Here is an 18,021-nt window from a genome sequence, read left to right as displayed (position 1 = left end):
GGTCGATCGCAGTCGCACTGCTCAACTCGAAGATTTGAGGGGCATTGCCGTCGAATTCGCCGCTGCGAAACGCGTTGCCCGTCGGCAGCGACACAACTTTTTTGCCGTCGGCATGGGCAGCGAGCCAAGCCTTACTTGCCAAGGCCGGACGCGGTAAGAAGCCGAGCAAATCGACCATCCGACGTTGCGCACCGGTCAATTGTGCGGTTCGTAAATAGCTTTCATGACAGATCAGTTGGTCATAGAAGCTGACCACATCAAACACATAGGCACCCATATCGACGAGCATCAGCCCCAAGTCTTGTTTGGTCTGCCCGAGCACTTTGGCCCGCCAATCATCAAGCACAGGATCCCGCCCGATGGCATCCAGGATGGGGTGACGCCAATCAGCAAAAATGCCCAACGAGCGGGGTAAGCGTCTGAGCCCCGCAGCGATGTTTAACAGGTGAGGGAATTCGGTTTTGTCGCATTTGCAGCTCATGCACCACCCTCCATCATCAGTTTGACCGACCCACGTCCCGGCCAATCGCGATAATTTGCGATGCGCACGATCTCGTTCATACCAACGGTCAATTCAAATTCAATAAAATCACGCCAGTCAAACCAGCCATGCCGGCGCACTCGCATTTGTTCGACAGCCTTGACACCAGAGACGTTTTGAATGGCGGCTATCAGCGCCGAACGTGATAAAGGCTTTCCAAAGGTGAAATTGTCTGGATCGAAGAAGCCGCTTTTGCCGTCGACACCAAACAAGACCAGCAAAACGGCTTCCTTGACCTCGCCGAGGTAGGCATTACACGCCACGCAGATTTCGATTTCCAAATCGATATTCGCATATTTCGGGTTTAGCACTTTGACTTCACGGCCCGCTTGGCGTACCCGATCCATCAGCGTTTGCAAGTCGATGCGGTGCGCTGGTGACAAGTTTGCCTCATCGAGAGAATCCGGCGTGACAAACACCGAACTCCAACTACCGGTCCAACGCATGGACGCACCTGACTGCTGCACCCACGGCAGACGTTTGCTGATGGCGGCGTAGTCCTCCGGTCGCACTGCACGATAGGTCAATGCACGGAAGGATTGTGGAGCATTAACACGGACCTGTTCGTCACTTTCGGCATCGCGCCCTAAAGTTGCAGCCAGGGGATTGCTGATCCCGCCGACAAAAGCAGGCAGGCCAAGCGCAAAGTGGGTAAGTGTTTCGGGTGCGACGTTCATCAAGCGACCATTGCCAAGCCGGTACCGCACGGTAAATTTCGATCCTTCTGCGGGTGCCAATCCGAATTCATTGTCGCCAAAACGTATGGTGCTGCCGTTACTGCTGGCGTAGTCAACAAATTCGTTAACATGGCCCATACGCTCGAAGCCGATGACGCGCCGGAACAATCCGTCTTCCAGGGTAAATGCTTTTTGGGAGGCTGCGACGGTTTCCTCACCGACCATGGATGGCACCCAAGGCCAAGGACCGTCGCCTTCATGGATTAGTTCGATTTCAGGACGCGATTGGCCGTTACGATTTATCCAAACCAAGGGGGTTTGATCGGAGTCGGCTAATGAAAAGAGGGTCTTTACACGGCCAATATCGTTGTCGTATGAAAAAGAGCTGTTGATGCCAACCCGCTCAATCGCCTGCGGCAGATGAGCGTCGGGGTCTGCCGGGTTGGCCGCCGGACCAATGCGAAAACGCGTTTCAATGGTCTTGCCCGATGTGGCGGGTAATAAATTGAGGCGTATATTCAAAGTATCGAGGTCCAAATCGAACGGTGTCGGCGCATCCCAACGGATAAGGGTAATCGGTTGCGCTAATAACGGGTCATTCTGGTCTTTTGCATCAACTACGCGAACCATAAGACGCCGTACCGGCAACGCGGCATCGGTTGGTACCGTTTGCAATAAAACCCATTTACCGACCGGATCGATCGTGGGATCGGGCACGAAGCTTGCGGCATGCGCTCCCTGCAAAGTCAATTGCCGGCTACCGGCGATCAAGCACGTGTCGTTTTCATCCCAGCCATGCGGTGAGAGTTCATTGGGTGTCGACACGGCAAATCCCTTGTCGCGATCGTTCAATCCGCGTCCGAACTCGAAAAAAGTCTGCGCTTGTTCATCGCTGATCAAAGTACCGCCATTGATCACGCCGGGCGCGATTGCGGTGACATCAATCCAGGCAAAGGCGCCGTGGCCGTTGTCGATGGCGTAGTCGACCCAACGCGCCAAATGCCTGAGTGAACGCCGTTGTGTCGCGCTGTCCAAATAAGCCTCACGCGCGAGCCGGTCTTGGGCGTAAGAAAATTCATCGCCGAGCGCCGATAATAATTCGACCAGGACCATGCCCAGGTCGGCTTCGAGCCGGTCTTGCCAGTCAGGGTAGCGCTGGGCGGCAAAATCTAGCAAAGCTTGGCGGAAACTCCAGAAATCGCGCGCCCGATAATCGACTGGAAAATCACTGGTTAGATCCTCGGAACACAGGCGAGGTTGCGTTTTGCAATCGAGGTCACTCGAACAGTTGACTTTGAAATTGAAGCGCAAGTCGTTGTAGTACGGATCGATAGCCGCACTTTCGATGTGCAGTCGATAATAGCCAAAGCCGCCGGGTGCATCGACGATCAAGTGCAGGACTTCACGACCATCGAAACTCGGCATAGGGGTAACGTTCTGCGCCACACTCACTTGAGGCGGGTCGACTTGGCCTTCACCCAGAATGGCGAAGTCCGACGAAACCAAGGCGACCAGCGCGCTGCGCACCGCTACGGGCAGAGTATCGTGGTGGAAAAATACGAATATTTCCGTCTGGTTTGGCGCGACTTGGACAAAGTCAATGCCTGTCAGGGTGGTTGAGGCGCGTATCAGGTCGAGGCGGTCGATACTCATGACGTCACCTGCAGGTTAAGAAATCGCTTTTCGCCACGTGCACGTACCACGTAACCTATGCGAATTTCCAACATTGCGTCATGTGCGCGCGCCGTCACTTCGTTAACTCTGATCACGTTGCCAAGCCACTTGTTCAACGCTTGATAGATCACGGATTGAGCCAAAGTCGCTGCGACTTCTCCGCCAGGCGCAAACACAAGCCTCTTGATGCCGCAGCCGAAATCCGGACGATGCACCCGTTCGCCCGGCTCGGTCATCAAGACTTGCATGATCAACTGCTCGACGTGGGCGCTAAAATCGGTTTCTTGCGCCACGCGGCCTTGCGCCGGATCTATGGCGAACGGATAACGCAAACTGGTAAACGTTTCCATCACTGCCCCGCTGCTTTAGATTGGGTTTGCACAACGCTGATCATGCCTTGCGGTGCCTGATCAGCGGCCAGGCATAGGCCGCTGCTGGTGTTTGACAAGGTCGGCGTACCGTTGACCATGACCTGGGTATTTGCTTGCACCCATTGCACCCGTACACAGGGATGCGGCACCGTGCCGGTCCCTATCGGAATTTGAAACGGGCAGCCGCTGATCGTGAACGTATCGCTCAGCAACGCGAGAGGTGCATTGTCGGCCGATACCCGTATGTTGGTCGAAATGATGCTGACCGTTCCACCATGCGGGCATTGCAGACTGCTTGCGGTGGTAAGTAGTGGGTTCGTCATAGGGTTCTCACATTACGCTAAATGCACCGTCGTTTATCTTGACACCGCTGCTGCCGACCTCCACTTTGCCGGGTGAGTTTTCACTCACGATACCACTGGCGGCAACAGTATGTGTCGCGGTATCACCGGCTTGCGTGGCGACGTCGGCATCCCACGTGGTGCTGACGTTCTGGTTGTTCTTGATCAAAACCTTGCCGGCACTATCGTCGATGCTGAGCTCCGAAGTTTCCGTTACCAAAACGCGCTGATCAGGGTCGGTAGCCTGTGTCGGCAATTGACCATCGCCCCAAAAACAGCCCACCCAAATCGGCCGCGAAACATCACCACCCTCAAATTCGACCCAAACCCCGGCATCTACAGGTGGCAAGAAATAGCTACCCACATTCGGTCCTGCATAAGGAACACAGGGCATGGCCCATTTTTGTTCGGTCAATAGCACCGCCGGAACCGAAACCAGCAAACGCCCCAACCCCGCCGAGTCGTTGTTATCGATAACTTTGCCGGCATATTTGCCATAGACGCGCTGGTAAACTGCGTTCTCCAGTCTGCTTAAACGATCCGTTGCCATCTTACTCCCCCATCACGCGTTCCAACCGTTCCGAATTAAATCGGCGACCATTACATGATCGTCGTCTGTGATTTGGTGAGCGACCCGACTCACCAGATACTTGCCACTGTGGCGCACGCCCACACCATGTACGTTGACCACGGTGTGACTGCGAATAACTTGCGATAAAACGGAATAGCGTACGCTGACCTGTGCCTGCACGAACCAACTCGCTTCGATCAAGGCCGCTTCGCTGCGTACGATTAGATCGCCGGCATCGTCAATGGGCACGCTCAACTGGCCTTTTTGACTGGACGCTGCAATGTCGGCAAAACTCAATGAGGCCAGGGAGGTCAATGGCGAGCGATCGGCCGCTCCGTCCATCGCATCCAGGGTGGCCAGGTCCATAGCTTGGGAGCTGACCGAAACGGTGCGCTCGGTATTCCATTGCAGGCTGAACGTTTCGATGTTTCGATTCGATCCCGACAGGTACAAATCGAGTACCGGTGTTTCGTCTACCGGCGGGCGCTTGATGTGGGCACTCGCCAGCGCCAGCACGGGGTCGTAGGTCAACCAAAACCAGCAGCCGTTGCGCTCGGCTATGCGGTTGACGAAATGCCAGTCGGTCTCACGTTGCGTCAAGGTATTCTTGCTTTCCGTGTGGACGACCGTGCTGGGCAGAACGACCAGCGGCATTACTTCATAGTTCGATAAAATATCGAGTACCGCACCGCTGTCGGTTGTCGTCGGCCACACCTTGACACGGTGTTCGCGCGCCATGGTGATGCGCAAGTCACCACCCATGACCTGCAGGCTCGAGCCCTCGCCGCCAGTATACAGTTGAATCTTTTGTTGTGTGACGGGTCCGTTGACCAAGACCGCGAAGGCATCGCCGTCGCGCACTTGAATCGCGATGGCGCTGTCCGGTCCCAACCTTTCTTCGGTCAATAGTGGCATATCTTCGTTGTCCAACGTCAAATTATATTCCAGGCGAAAGACAGTCCATTCACCGACGGCTTCGACAACCTCCACTGCATTGGGTTGCGTAAGTGTGCGGTCGGGCAGGCCGTTGATAAGAATATTGGCTAGGGGCACGTTCACACTCCTTAGCGACGGTCTGGAATTTTTATTTGGCGCTGCTCGGAAAGCACCTCGGCGGTCATGGCGTTGGCCATTTCCGCCAAACGCCAGTAACTGCTCGGATCGCCCAAATACAACGTGGCCAGGTGGTCGGGACGCTCACCCTGGCGGAGCAAGTGAATACCCCGCAAGGTTTGGTCTAGCGCCGGCGCCGGCGGCACCACCGGAACGGTGCGTCCGCGAGCATCGATCATCAACACCAGATTCAATTTTGCGTAACGGCTTTTGTTGTCGAACATGGTTCGGGCCCTCACGGTTATATTGGCAACATGCCGATGATAGACTCTACGCTGTTGGCAAGATTCGCCAACGCCAAGGCTTCTTTCTGCCCGCGCGTAAACTTGTAGCAAGCCTTGGCGATATCCACCGCGGCGCCGGTGGCCGGATCGCCGCTGACACGTACCAGATCGTCCAAATCGAGTACGCGCAAACCCAAGGTTGCCTTGGCGCGCAGTGGATACAACAACGGCGAATATTGTTGTTCTTCAATGCTCAAACTGGTGATGCGCACCGGCACGATGCGCCCCGGCCCCCAGAAAAACAGCACCACCGGCACCGGCTTGGCTTCGATTTGCGTCGCCGCTGCGCTATCGACGCCAAACCCGCCGCTGATACCGCCACCTGAAAACGACACCGATCCCGACACCGTGCCCAGCAGCCCACCGAGTAGGCTGTCGCCGGGCGGGTACATCAACATTTCGATGGCGGCGAGGCGGTCGGCGACCCCGGAAACAACTGCCACCGGATGATATTCCGGGCGCTCGAGGGCATCGGTCGCGTCGAGTTCCAGTTGTAGAGTGAACGTTTCCGCCGGATCGTACGGTTGCGACAGGGTCAAGCGCTGCTCGCGCGACAAGGCTTCATAGCGATTTTCCGGGTTAATGACATCGTTTTCGCCCCAATGCAGAGTACGCTGCGGCGGCTGCCACGGTGTCAGGGTACGCGTCATTGTTTCAGGGTTATATTGGAAGATGATGATATTGGGGATCGGAATGAGCATGGGGGCGCCGAAATAAATCAGTGCGCCTTTGAGCAGTTTGGGAGATCGTGAATAGCCAGTATTGGACATCTTAAACTCTCCATCCGTAATCTGATAAACCCTTTATGTTGCGGGAACTGTCACCGACATCGTTATGCCGCACCGCCCGGTTCCAGACTTGGTTCATGTGGTCTCTTGTCAAAGGCTCAGTCGAACTGCTTGGATGCTGACTTGCATAGATGTCGTTATAGTAGTCTCGCTCTATGGTCTTTAGAGCTGTTCTCAGCTGTGGCTGCATGTAGTTGCGCATGTAGCGGTAGGTTGTTTGCATGGCGTTGATGATGGGTTGACGTATATTATGACGTGAGCGATACGTTTCCCATTCGGAATAGGGACGTTCATCGTTGGCAACACGCCGTTCCAAGTCGCGTTGCTCACGCGGCAGGGCATTTTTATAGATATGGTTAATAGCACCCGCTTGGGTGCTGACCCCGGCATCGGTAAAGTCATCTGCGCTCGGGGATACATGCAAATTGCCACGCCTGTGTGTCGGTCTGGCAAGTAAAATGGTTGGCATTTTGCCACCGCGGTCTTGGTCCAGTTCATCAATCTTTATATCGGTAAACCGGTCCGGCTTACCGCTGCCGGTTAAATGCATATCCGGGCCGTAGGCTGCCAGATCTTTATTCAACAGTGGAAAGCCGGCTCGACGTTGGTTGGTTTCCGCATAGTTTTGTTTCCCATTGTGAAAATATTCGACCAACAAATATTGTGTAATGTGGTGAGATTCTCTTTCCCTTCCCGATTGCTCTCCACTGGTTTTTTGGCTATAGGTGCCTAGGTGCAGGCGTATATTGCCGTTAACACCTGAGGCGTCTGTACCGGTTGTGTTGATGTAGTGGTCGACGGAGGGGAGGTCCCCTGGTGCAAGAATGCCGCCGATGCCACCGCGCTGTTGCAAGCTGGCAAGTTCTTCAGCGGCACTGAAAATCCGGTGAGAGAATCGATAGTCGTTGCTTAGCCAAATCGACGTGCTCGGGCCGAGATCGTGTAGGATGGCACGTATCTGCCGTCGCAGGGTAGCACGGTCTGCTTCTGGAATGATGGCACCACGCGCTCCACCCACGACAGTGCGATACTGCAGGGCCTCGCGCCATAAACGCGAATTGCCATGCACGTCTGCGAGAAAAACGAACTTGACTTCGGCACTCTGGTAAGGGTTATTCGGGTGGCGAAAGGTGGCGCGTCTGCCGTGACCGCGTTGTGCCGCATTTAATTCAAGCATGATGCCGGTTTTGCCGAGGATATAGCGTTCCAATCGTCTGGTGAATTCATGTATGTTCAAGGCCATGCGCGCCGGTTGGCGTCCACGTGCGGGTTCGGCTTCCCAACTGGATCGGATGGCGATGTCTTCTATGGCCTCAGAGATATCCGTGCGCGTTCGCGTGTTGAGAAGGTGTTCGGATATGATGTTCAGTTTATTCTGATAGGTTCGTTTTGTGGTGTGTAGTCCGGAACTGCCGGGTCTGAATACGCTGTTAAGATTTCGTGCCACATGTGAGACCGCATGCCGTACGTCACGCCCAATTAGGCGCCGCCCGGTGCCGGTTTGGGTACGGTCAATATCTTCAACTTCTTCACGTATTGAACTGACATCTACCATTTGGCGCAAGAAGCGTTGACCCAATAATTCGATCATTGCCGGTTGCCAAGCGTCAATGCGAGAGCCAGGATGGCGTATGCCCGCCATGTGACGCGTATCGCCCCGCATTGCTGTCGTCGCCAGGGTATCGGCCTGGGTTTCGTCTGTCGCATTCCAAACCAGCCCGCGGCCCGGTCGTCCCGGTAACGGAAGGGTTCTACGGTCTGGTGTCTGTACCCCGGTTTGTTGAACCACATGCGCCAACTCATGGTAAAGAACGCGTGAACCTCTATCAATCGGTACGCCTCCACCCAGCACCACGTGACTGCCGCTGGTCAACGCGAATGCGCCTATTGCTTCTGTTAGTCGGCTGGCATTGGAACCGCGATGCAGGCGTACATGGGAGAAATCCTGACTGAATCGCACTCGGGCTTCGTCAAGCATCGTTTGCGGTAACGGTTCACCACCGCTGCTGGCAATATTTTGCAATAGCTCTCCTGCCTGCGCTTGGCCCAGGTAACCACCGGCTTGTTCACTGATTTGTGAATGGATGTCACCTGTCAGGGATGGTTGTGCCTCGGGACCTTCCGCGGTGAACTCGGTACCGGAGAGATTTATCTGTGGGCGTGGTTCCGCCAGGTTTAACGGTGCCTCAAAGGCATTAAAGGTGTCATTGAGGGTATTGCGTATCGCCGATTGTGCGTCTTGTAAATAACGCCGTATGGCTGGTATGACTTGTTCTTCCCACATTGGCAAGACAGTTTCTGTGGTGACGTCAGCTCGGCGTAGCTCATTGGCCAAGGCATTGACTACGCGTTGCCGTGCCCCTATATAATCCAAGAGTTGTAACAGGATACGTACACCAAGTTTGTATTTGCCGCCCAGACGATGGCCAATGACGTCGATTAAGACATTAATTAGATCCTCCAAAGGCAGAATTTCCTCCGGTAGCTCCAATTCACCCAAGGCATTGATCATATTATTAAGGTTGTCGCTGAGGCTGGCGGGATTGAATTCGGCAAGTGCCGCATCCCTATCGGCTGCGAATTCAGATGCATAGTCGGCAAGCGTTGCAATCAATAAATAATAGTCGCCGATGATCTGCACCAGGCGAACCGCCCAAGGGGAGCCTTGAACCATCTGTTCAAGCTGTTGGCGACGATCCTGCACGTTGCCGTGAACCCGGGCAAACACACGACCGACACTGCGCATTAAGCTATGCAACTTTCTCAGCAAACGTTGCAACGTAAGGCTGGTACTGCCTCGCGCGACGCTCGATCGGGTAGCGCCACGCGGTGCGCGGATGAAGCCTTCAAAGTTACTATCACTGAATATCAAGTACCCGAGTAGATTTTCAGTTTGCATCATGCTGGTCAATCGACCTAGCATGTTCTCCAGGGTTTCTCGCGGATTGGTCACCAGGTCGGCCACCATACCGGGCAAATCACTGGTAGCAAACTCCAGAGCGGTGGTTAGCAAACGCGCGGCGGCCAAGGCTTGCCCAGCTCCGGGGAATAGTTCAGCGGCATCCATCATGACACTGCCAAAGGTCTCGATCACTGCGGCCAGGTCGCCTAATTGTTCCAGAATCGCGTGCTGATGTACCGCCCAGGTTAAATTGGTTAGAAGCTCCGTGTGTTCCGGATTGTTTGCCATCAAGTCGATGGGGTCGCCTGCATTGATACTGATTTGCATTAATGGAACGCTGGGGCGTTGATCATCAGCCAACTCCGGACCGTTGCCGATTTTCAGAATTGACCCCCCTATAGAGCGTGTCTGCATGGAGCGTAGCGCCGGTGTGCCCGGATGGAATGTGAAATTGGTATGGACCTGTAGTATTTCCCAATTCACGCCGTCAATGGTAAACGGTTGGTTGCGTCCCACGGTACGATGCGTATTTCCGACTGGATGCGCGTGACCCGTATTTTCCAAGGTATTATCACCGGCGACACCAACCACACCCCACTCCCGGTATTGTTCACGTAGCCGGGTTGCCATGTGATCCATCACATTTTGCAGGTGAGTCCGGCGTTGTTCGAACAGTGTTGTATTGCCATGTTCATTCGGCACGGTGTAAGTATTGCGCAAAGTTGCATTGGCGCCCGGGCCGTTCGCCCATATCAGCGACTCGTCCAGCATGCGAACCCAAGGGATAATATTGCTCATCTGCCGTTCACTGCCCAGTTTGGCGTTGATGGTGTCTGCCAATTCTAACAATGCCATTGCTGTTTGCGCTCGTGACTCTTCGCGGTTGTCAAATAATACTACAAAGCTTTGAATGCGGGTTGCTATTTCCTCTGCCAATAAGCGTTCGATGATTCTGTCGCGGGTGCCTGGGATACGGTAACGGTTAAATGAACGGGATTCAAAAGCCTCCAGCGCCGGTCGCCATTGGGTCTCGATACGGCGCCTCCTTTCGTGCGTTAGCGCGGTGCGTTGATCCAGTAGTACCTGTTGATACGCCTGTTGACGTTGTGTCCTCAAGTCCTGTGGCAAGTGAGCCGCGAGCATGGCACTGCGCAAACGGCGTAACAATCCGCTACGCTGTGCGCCTTGGTATACGGCGAGTATCGCGCGCCATACATTCCACCATACCAAAGTATCCAGGTTCATCAATTGGTCTTGCGTCAGTGTCGCCAATGACAGGTGGGACGGTAGCGTAGGCAGTTGCAGCGGTTGTAAGTTGTCTCCCAAGAAGCTGCCCGCTTGAGGGGAAGACATAACCCGTATTAAAGTCGGTATACCCTCTATCACCAGTGCATTAACTTCGGGGATTTCTTTAAGACTATCTATAATGTAGAACGGAGTAGGCATGGCCCATAGCACTGGTACACGGCGTCCCTGGTGCTCACCGATGTTGACCGACCAGGCGACATTGGTATGTGTTGACACCAGGCGATTAATTAAACCCGTGGTCAAGGGATGTTGTCTGAGTAAAACACGTAACTCGGTGCGCGGATCGCGTTGGTTGCGGCCATTGCGTATAAACCAGGGCGTTATCCACTCCCATTCCGGTATAACGTAACGCTGCGGACGAAAACGCGCGCGCGCGTTGTGCATCGCCGTATTGATCACCGGCTCTGCCGTTAAACCGTAAGTCCACGCCGTGTTGCCCAATACCGTGTTTATTTCCTCACTGACTGCGAAATATTCCTCGGCAACAAAGAAGTTAACCAAGTCTCGCGTGTGTAACGGTTCAAAACCGCGTGGTGATGTCGGTATGTCCTCTTCCATGCGGGTAATGGAAACGCCCTCATGTAATGCCCAGTCACCACGAAACGCAACATAATCACCGGTTATCGGTGCGCCACTGTCGCCAACCCCTCTTATTTCCTGGGCAGTAAGAATCGGCCGGACGAGGGTTTGCCAATCATCCCAACCGGCTAGTAGTGCTATCGTGAAGACTTTTCTGGAAAATCGTATACGGAAGAAATCACGCAGATCAGTTGCCATAGCGTGGGGATCGACGCTACGCTGTCGCGCAATCATGGCGGCATCTTCGCTGGCCGAATAGCCGGTGCGCGCCATGTGCCTTAAGTCAGTCGCCGTGTGCAGCGCCCAAGCGTAAAGGGCGCGCGTAGCCGGTGGCAATGCCGCTGCTGCCCTGGTGGCACTAAATTCAAAGGCTTGGCGACCGGCACGACTCGATGACAAGGCGTCGATCAAGCGATCGGCCAAGGGACGCTCAACCAAAAGTCTTACCTCTCGGTCGAGCATGCTAACCGCTGCATCCCGTTGGCTGACAAATGTTGCTGGGTCGTGAAGACTGCCGTCCGACCGGCGTGCCAGAATCGCCCGTATAAAATCCGTTAATTGTTGCTTATAACCGGGAATGACTGTTTCGATTTGTGAAAGCTGTGACGCTGCGGTAATGCCGAGGCCGGTCATGGCAGCATTGTCGTTCAAGCTTTGGGAGAACAGACTGACACCTGCCCAAAAATCAATCGCGTATTGCGCCATGTCGCGCAGTGCGGGAGCAAAGTCATCAAACCAAATATTTAGCGTTTCGCGTGCCATCCGAACACTGGGTGTCGGTCCTGTGGTGGCGGCATATGTTTGCGCACGTTCACGTAATGATCTATTTACGTTGTTCAGTAGTGTTCGCGCCCAGCTAAGCTTGATATCGCTTAAATTACGCTCACTGACACCGGCCAATCTCGCCACTTCGTCGCGTACCCGGGTTAGCGTCGTATGGCGTATAGCCTCCAGTTCCAAAGCAACATTTACCGTAATGTAATGCAGTTCATTCGGTCCAAGTTGGCCGTTATTGCGCCGATTCAATTCAGCGTCCACAACATCTAAAAGAATACCAGCACTAACCCGGTGATAAGCTATGTTTCTAACCGTTGGTGACAGAAGTGTCATCAATGTAAGGTCAAGCATAAAACGGGGTGATCCGGTGGTACCAAACCAGCTGGAACCATACCAGTCAGCATAAACACGCTGTATGAGGGAAGCGATGTTTGTGCCCAAGGATTCGGCATATTGTTGATAGGTCTCCGCTGAGAAAAACGTGGTAGTTAAATCAGAGCGGTCTTTTAACAGGCGGGCGGCGGCACCCGTTTGTGAACTGGCCTTTAAGGCGTCATACAGGGCCGAGGCAACTGCGATATGGGAGTTATTGGGTGTGCTGCCCAGTACCGGATCGGTTTGGTCGGACAGGACATGGGCGGCGCGAGTTGCCCAATAGGCGATACCGGCAGCACTGTTTTGAGCGTTCTCTGCAGTGTATTGCCGCAGCAAGGTGTCGATCAGACCGTACTCAGCGCTGCCGGAGGTCAACGCGTTACGGTGCGTCAGCAATATCTGATCGATTTCGGGAATTGACGCCGTACTGGTTAATGGGCTGCGCCACTCACGTTGCACATCGGCGTTGCCTTGAATTTCCGTTGCTTGCACCCGAGAGGAGCCGGCACGCGCCGTCTGCTGTAGTACATGCGCGATTTCATGTGCCAATAATTCACGTCCAGCGGGCAGGTCCGGTCGAAACCGATTTGCATTGAAATAAATATGGGTGCCGCTGGTGAATGCGTTTGCGTGTTGTCTTTCCGCTGCCCGTGAGGCCGGGGCATCGCGGTGGATTCGCACAGCAGCGAATTGTGCATCAAACGCTGTTTCCAGCGACGCACGGAGCTCACTTGGCAGTGGTTCGCCAACGCTCGTTGGCAGTACAAATCCCGCAGCCGGTACGCTCGACAGACCATGCGAAAGGCCTGTTTGGCCACGGGCAAACATCACACCGCGTTGCTCAGCTTGACGCTCGTGGCTATCGCTTTGGCTTATACGAATTGCAGCCTTTCGCTGTACACTCGAAGTTGCCAGCTGTCCGCGTTTTCTTGAATTTCTTGCTTGGGTTGCGAGTCCTTTCATGGCCCATCACCCAGCACGTCTTCAAGTTCCCGCGCCGACAATCCCACGCCTTCCTTAGCCAACTCACGCGCCAGCATCTCGCCAAACAGTATGACATCTGGCGGCCGATCCGTCCGTCGCGCAGCAAACAGCGACGAAAGCGCCGCACTTTTAATCAACGCGCCCGTTGCTTCGATGCTCGCGATGCGCTGCAGATCGGGCGCAAGCCGCTGTGCTTCAGACGCCCCGAACAAAGCTTCCACAGCGAGGTTCCAAATTCGTTCGCGAGCTGTGCCGTCGGGTTTGGGGAAGTCAACCACATGTCGGATACGCCTCAGGAAGGCGCTGTCGATATTGCCCTTGAGGTTGCTCGCCAGTAGCACAATGCCGGGATATGCCTCGAGCGCCGTCATGAGGTGGCTGGTATCGACATTGGCGAAGCGGTCCTGTGCGTCGCGCACCTCCGCCACACGCTTGGCATAAAGTGCATCGGCCTCGTCAAAGAGTAGTATGGCACGTTGGGACGCGCGCGATGACAGGATTTTCTGAAGGTGTTGCGCGGTCTCGCCCACCCACTTGCTGACCACTGCCGAGAGATCGACTGCAAGCAGGTCAAGCCCAAGATCTGCCGCGATGACTTGGGCGGCCATGGTCTTGCCCGTACCCGGCGCCCCCGCGAACAATGCAACCAGCCCGCGACCGTAGGGAAAGAGTCTTGCTGCCGACGGGTCTGCCCATACACGTGTTCGTTCTCGCGCCTCGAAGACTATTTCCTGTAAACGTTGATGCACCGGCTCGGATAACACGAGGTCACTCCAGAGGAAAGGGCTATCGATACGACGCACAAGGGGGCCCAAATCACCGCGCGCTTGTTCGCGTAGCGAAAGCGCCGCCTGGGCAGCACTCGAAGGTGCTGAACGTGCGGCTTCGGCGATATCACTCACGCTCGCCTCATGACACAACGCGAGGTCGGCCAGCTCGTGCGCAGACCACGCCGCGGATTCAGGCCAGAGCGCTCGCCACAGAGCTTCACGCTCGTCGATGTCTGGCAACGGTAGTATGTATTCGACATCCTGCACGTCAGAGGCGGGCGGCAAGGTCCCTTTTCCTAGAACTATTTGAACCGGGTAGGCCAGTACTCCTGTCGGCCGTGTCAGCGCTGCGTCTGAAATGAACACACAGGGAATACAGCTATCCAGGAAAGCCTGGCGGTGGAGGTACACGGCACTATTGGCTTCGTCTGAGAGTTCGCCTGCACGGACATGAAGAACAGGCAAACTGACCCGACCCCCCAATGCAGCGGCGAACCAGCTTGCGGCCAGCATATCGTCGGTAACAAGTTGCACCCGCCAGCGCTGACCGCGTTGCAGACCATGTTGTACCTTTTCTGCAAGCTGTGTAACTGCCCATTGAGATGACTCATGTCCCTTGGCGAGCAGCTGTACCCTTCCCGCAAGGGCTCGATTGAGCTCGTGATCACCCTCCAGCCATGCCAAAATGGCTGGGTCTAAGGTCAACGCGGCACCGCCATCGACAAATGGATGCTCCTGTACCATTTTCCACAACAAAAGCGGCGATTCGCTCATTAATAGCACGCGGGGAGAATGTCCAAACAAATTGGCGATCAAGCGGGCGGTTATCTGTCCGCAAAAGACCTCTCGTTTGGCAAGCTGAAGGCGTAACTCCGGATCAAATGCGCCCACCCACAAAACCGCCAGAGTATCAACATCGAGGGGACTAAGCCCGAAAAGATATGCCAAATCGGTAAGACGACCTGCCGGCAATTCCAGAAATTCACCATTCATGGCGGCGATAACGCGCTCTCGCTGACGATCGCGTTCGATATACCCCGTTCGGTCACCGGAGGACTCGTCGCGAAACCGCGCTTGCGGCTGCGGGGCAATCATGGTGCAACTTCCCAATGCGGTCCTGATTCGGCGTCACGGATGATGATGCGAATCGGTAAAATACTTCCCGGCGTGGTACCGGCCGGCATACGCAAACGGATATCGTGTATTTCGGCAATTGGCGCTACGGGTGTGTGAAATTGTCCGGCCGTGGGCGGATTCGCTGCTGTGCGGGTTAAACGAGTGGACCCGACGAACACCGATATTTCGTCAACGCTGAGGCCGTGCGGTTCAAAGCCATTCATCGTCAGCGTAATTACACCAGCATTGGTCGCACTAGTATTGATACTCGGTGCGATGACAAACGCGGCCTCATTCGAATACGCGTCAAAATCACGCTGGGAACCATTGGGGAGGCTACTGCGTTTCGTGGTTTGTACAATGGCGCCATAGATACCCGGTATCAAGGCTTGTGCTCCTACGTTCGGCTGTACCGTAACCGTTAAGCGATCGCCACGGCTAACGAGAGCCCAGGCAGCATCAACCTCAACGGGCTCTGCGAAATCGCGATGATTGAGCAATAAGGCCGTTCTGTCTCCTTTCAAATCGGCGCCAACCAGCTCCAATGTCGCACCGTAGGGAACTTCCGCCGGCGACAATTCCAGCGTGCGCGCATCGAGTTCGCCAGGCAACGTAAATGTCAACATATTGCGGGTCGATTCAATTATAGGCTGTCCGAGCAGCAGCGTATGCACGCCCACCGTTAATACGCGTCCGCGCCGCGTCGACGGCTCGTCGGGCTGCAGCAGCGTTGCGGCCACCTCGTAGTATCCGGTCAGGCGCATGGGTTGCGTACCCGCTTGCCAGTATTGACTGGCGTCCTCCACCGGCGTGGGACGCAACTGAATGCGCAGGCGATTTTGTCGTCCGCGCATCGTCGTAGGCATTATCAATACCGGCCCACCCGGAGTCATAACGCTACTGGAATTGTCGATGTAGGGCATGTCATGCAGGGTTTTTAACGCCAATCCCATAATCAACTGCTCAGTCAGTGCACGCTGATTTGCATCATCTATGTTACTGCGCGGTGCCAATACGTAAAACAAAGACAATCCCATTGGCTTGAATCGTTGCGGTACCGGATCATCTGCTTGCCAATCTTGCGACTTGGTATGCGCATCTTCTCGTACATGATACAAATAGAAACTCAACCCGTAAGTCGCATTAACCAGGTCCGGGGCACCTGCCGACACCGTTAGGGTCGTTCCTGCAGGCCACTCGGGAAAAAGAGGTATACGCGTCTCCAATAACTTGGTGAAGGTGCGGGTTACGAGGCTAAGGTCGAGTAAACTCATAACTGCCCCATGCCGAAGGCGCGAGACCTTGACTGTTGTATTTCTTCAACCCAACTGATTGACGACGTACGAACCACAACATGGGTCTCGATCTGTGGTGTAGTCAGTCGAGTGGGTATTGTTGTTTCGGCTAAGGATTCGCGGGGCTCGTTGTTTTTTTGCGCCGACGATTCAGAAACAGTATCAGCGCTTCTGCTGCCTGATGATGGTGGGCGCTCCTTACTTGTCTTAGGTGTGACGGGTACGACGGGTGGACGTACCAATTGTGATGGCGCCATGGCGCTGGCGGTTTGCGCTTTGGTCGGTTCGATTTTTTCCGTACGCGGCGAAACAGACGTCCCAATGCTCGCATTCACGCCCAACGCGCGCATGAATTCATCGGCATGTTGCAGGGCATGGTGGTTCGTTTCTGTCACGGACCCCAAATCGCGGTCGTGGTTTACGGCCGGATTATCGTCGCCTGGTGGTTTAGGCATAACTGATGGTGGTACGACTCGAAGATCGGACGTCATTGGTTCCGCCATCGCCTGTGCCTGTGAGTCTGATATATCAGTCTGCTCGGTGCTTGCCTTGCCATTCAACCACGTCGTTTCGTGGACAACGAGCGAAGTGAGAGGCAGTATCGCATTAGCTGTGTCACTGTTTTCGTTTGTTGGAACGGCTTTGGAGATCGGCCATTCGAGGTCGGCGACGGTTTGCTCGAAAGGATCGAACAAGCTTTGAGTATTCCCTCCAGTTTGTGCCAAGGCTCGTGTCAGTAAACGTTCGAAGTAATTCATACCAACCTCTCAGCCATGGCGCGACGCGTCGATGTCGGCAGCGATAATAACTCCGACAAGCTCCATCTATAGTTCAACGCCATACAATGAAGATCTTGCAATAGCTGTTCACGTTCACCGAGCAGACGTTGCATGACAAATGTTTGGATATCAAATCGGGCGATTTGTTCGTGACCGCATTCGGGGCAGATTGCCTTGAGATCAACATCAAGCAGCGGAGCTACCGCATCGAGCCTGTCGCTGAGCCGGGATAGTGTTTCGGAGGTCATACCGCCACTGTCAATGTCAGCGTTTCCGGCAACCCATGAGGCCAGAAAGACAACGCCTTCTGCAACGCCGTAATCAGCCGCCGCCAGTTCTTGCTCGGCGAGCGGGGGTGTAAGATGTTGCTCTGATGTCAATTTTAAGGATGCTTGTTTCGCGTCGCCGTATATCGACCGCTGCAAGGTGGACAAGTTAAACGACAAGTCAAACTCGCGACTGCATCCCTGGCAGGATAGAGTTGAAACTATGCGGTCTCCCCAACGCTGCCGATGTAGAGCTGCGAATAGAGCATCACGATCACTCGCGCATAGTTTCCTGACGTTGGGATTGCGGTCGCTTGTATTGATCTCAGGGGCATCACCCATCAAACGCCCGAGCAAACGCAAGGCGGCCGCTGTATTGACACCGTCCAGTTCTATTTCATCGTGCCCGCAGAGTTCGCGAAGTTCGACATAGTGCGGCTCGCTTCCTCCGGGGCGTTCGGCCGCTTGCTGAACAAATCGCAGCATCACGCGCTCAGGTCGCATGGTTTA

The 18,021-nt window shown here is 54.8% G+C and carries 12 protein-coding genes and 1 pseudogene; all 13 read right to left on the bottom strand.

The features are described from left to right. Positions 1–199 precede the first annotated feature (199 nt). Positions 200–481, bottom strand: a pseudogene (locus ACYQ8U_RS23560) (hypothetical protein); the annotation flags it as partial. Next, entirely contained in the window at positions 478–2,871 is a 2,394-nt protein-coding gene (locus ACYQ8U_RS11240) for a baseplate J/gp47 family protein (RefSeq protein ID WP_459945639.1), read from the bottom strand. The gene ACYQ8U_RS11240 and the pseudogene ACYQ8U_RS23560, both read right to left, overlap by 4 nt. Then, positions 2,868–3,242 carry a GPW/gp25 family protein gene (locus ACYQ8U_RS11235; RefSeq protein WP_459945638.1) on the bottom strand — a complete coding sequence of 125 codons (375 nt, stop codon included), beginning with the start codon at positions 3,240–3,242 and terminating at the stop codon, positions 2,868–2,870. Before ACYQ8U_RS11235 ends, ACYQ8U_RS11240 begins: the two co-directional genes overlap by 4 nt. Continuing rightward, a complete protein-coding gene (locus tag ACYQ8U_RS11230) occupies positions 3,242–3,586 on the bottom strand; it encodes a hypothetical protein (RefSeq protein WP_459945637.1) in 345 nt (114 codons plus the stop codon). Before ACYQ8U_RS11230 ends, ACYQ8U_RS11235 begins: the two co-directional genes overlap by 1 nt. A 7-nt stretch (positions 3,587–3,593) precedes the next feature. After that, positions 3,594–4,154, bottom strand: a complete 561-nt coding sequence (locus tag ACYQ8U_RS11225; RefSeq protein WP_459945636.1) for a phage baseplate assembly protein V — start codon at positions 4,152–4,154, stop codon at positions 3,594–3,596. A 12-nt stretch (positions 4,155–4,166) separates the two neighbouring features. Further along, positions 4,167–5,228 carry a hypothetical protein gene (locus tag ACYQ8U_RS11220; protein ID WP_459945635.1) on the bottom strand — a complete coding sequence of 354 codons (1,062 nt, stop codon included), beginning with the start codon at positions 5,226–5,228 and terminating at the stop codon, positions 4,167–4,169. A gap of 11 nt (positions 5,229–5,239) precedes the next feature. Continuing rightward, positions 5,240–5,512, bottom strand: a complete 273-nt coding sequence (locus ACYQ8U_RS11215) for a hypothetical protein (RefSeq protein WP_459945634.1) — start codon at positions 5,510–5,512, stop codon at positions 5,240–5,242. Between the two features lie 17 nt (positions 5,513–5,529). Then, positions 5,530–6,342, bottom strand: coding sequence for a hypothetical protein (locus tag ACYQ8U_RS11210; protein ID WP_459945633.1), 813 nt, complete (start codon positions 6,340–6,342; stop codon positions 5,530–5,532). A gap of 1 nt (position 6,343) precedes the next feature. Next, complete coding sequence (locus ACYQ8U_RS11205) at positions 6,344–13,264, bottom strand: eCIS core domain-containing protein (RefSeq protein WP_459945632.1); 6,921 nt, start codon at positions 13,262–13,264, stop codon at positions 6,344–6,346. Further along, the gene (locus tag ACYQ8U_RS11200) at positions 13,261–15,150 is read right to left on the bottom strand and encodes an ATP-binding protein (RefSeq protein ID WP_459945631.1); all 1,890 of its coding nucleotides are present in this window, start codon (positions 15,148–15,150) and stop codon (positions 13,261–13,263) included. The genes ACYQ8U_RS11205 and ACYQ8U_RS11200 overlap by 4 nt, the downstream gene beginning before the upstream one ends. Continuing rightward, a complete protein-coding gene (locus tag ACYQ8U_RS11195) occupies positions 15,147–16,445 on the bottom strand; it encodes a Pvc16 family protein (RefSeq protein ID WP_459945630.1) in 1,299 nt (432 codons plus the stop codon). Before ACYQ8U_RS11195 ends, ACYQ8U_RS11200 begins: the two co-directional genes overlap by 4 nt. Further along, positions 16,442–17,224, bottom strand: coding sequence for a hypothetical protein (locus tag ACYQ8U_RS11190; protein ID WP_459945629.1), 783 nt, complete (start codon positions 17,222–17,224; stop codon positions 16,442–16,444). Before ACYQ8U_RS11190 ends, ACYQ8U_RS11195 begins: the two co-directional genes overlap by 4 nt. Beyond that, positions 17,221–18,015, bottom strand: a complete 795-nt coding sequence (locus tag ACYQ8U_RS11185) for a hypothetical protein (protein ID WP_459945628.1) — start codon at positions 18,013–18,015, stop codon at positions 17,221–17,223. The genes ACYQ8U_RS11190 and ACYQ8U_RS11185 overlap by 4 nt, the downstream gene beginning before the upstream one ends. Positions 18,016–18,021 lie beyond the last annotated feature (6 nt).

This window comes from Desulfocastanea catecholica (assembly GCF_054657295.1).
This window is presented reverse-complemented; position numbering and strand designations above follow the sequence as displayed.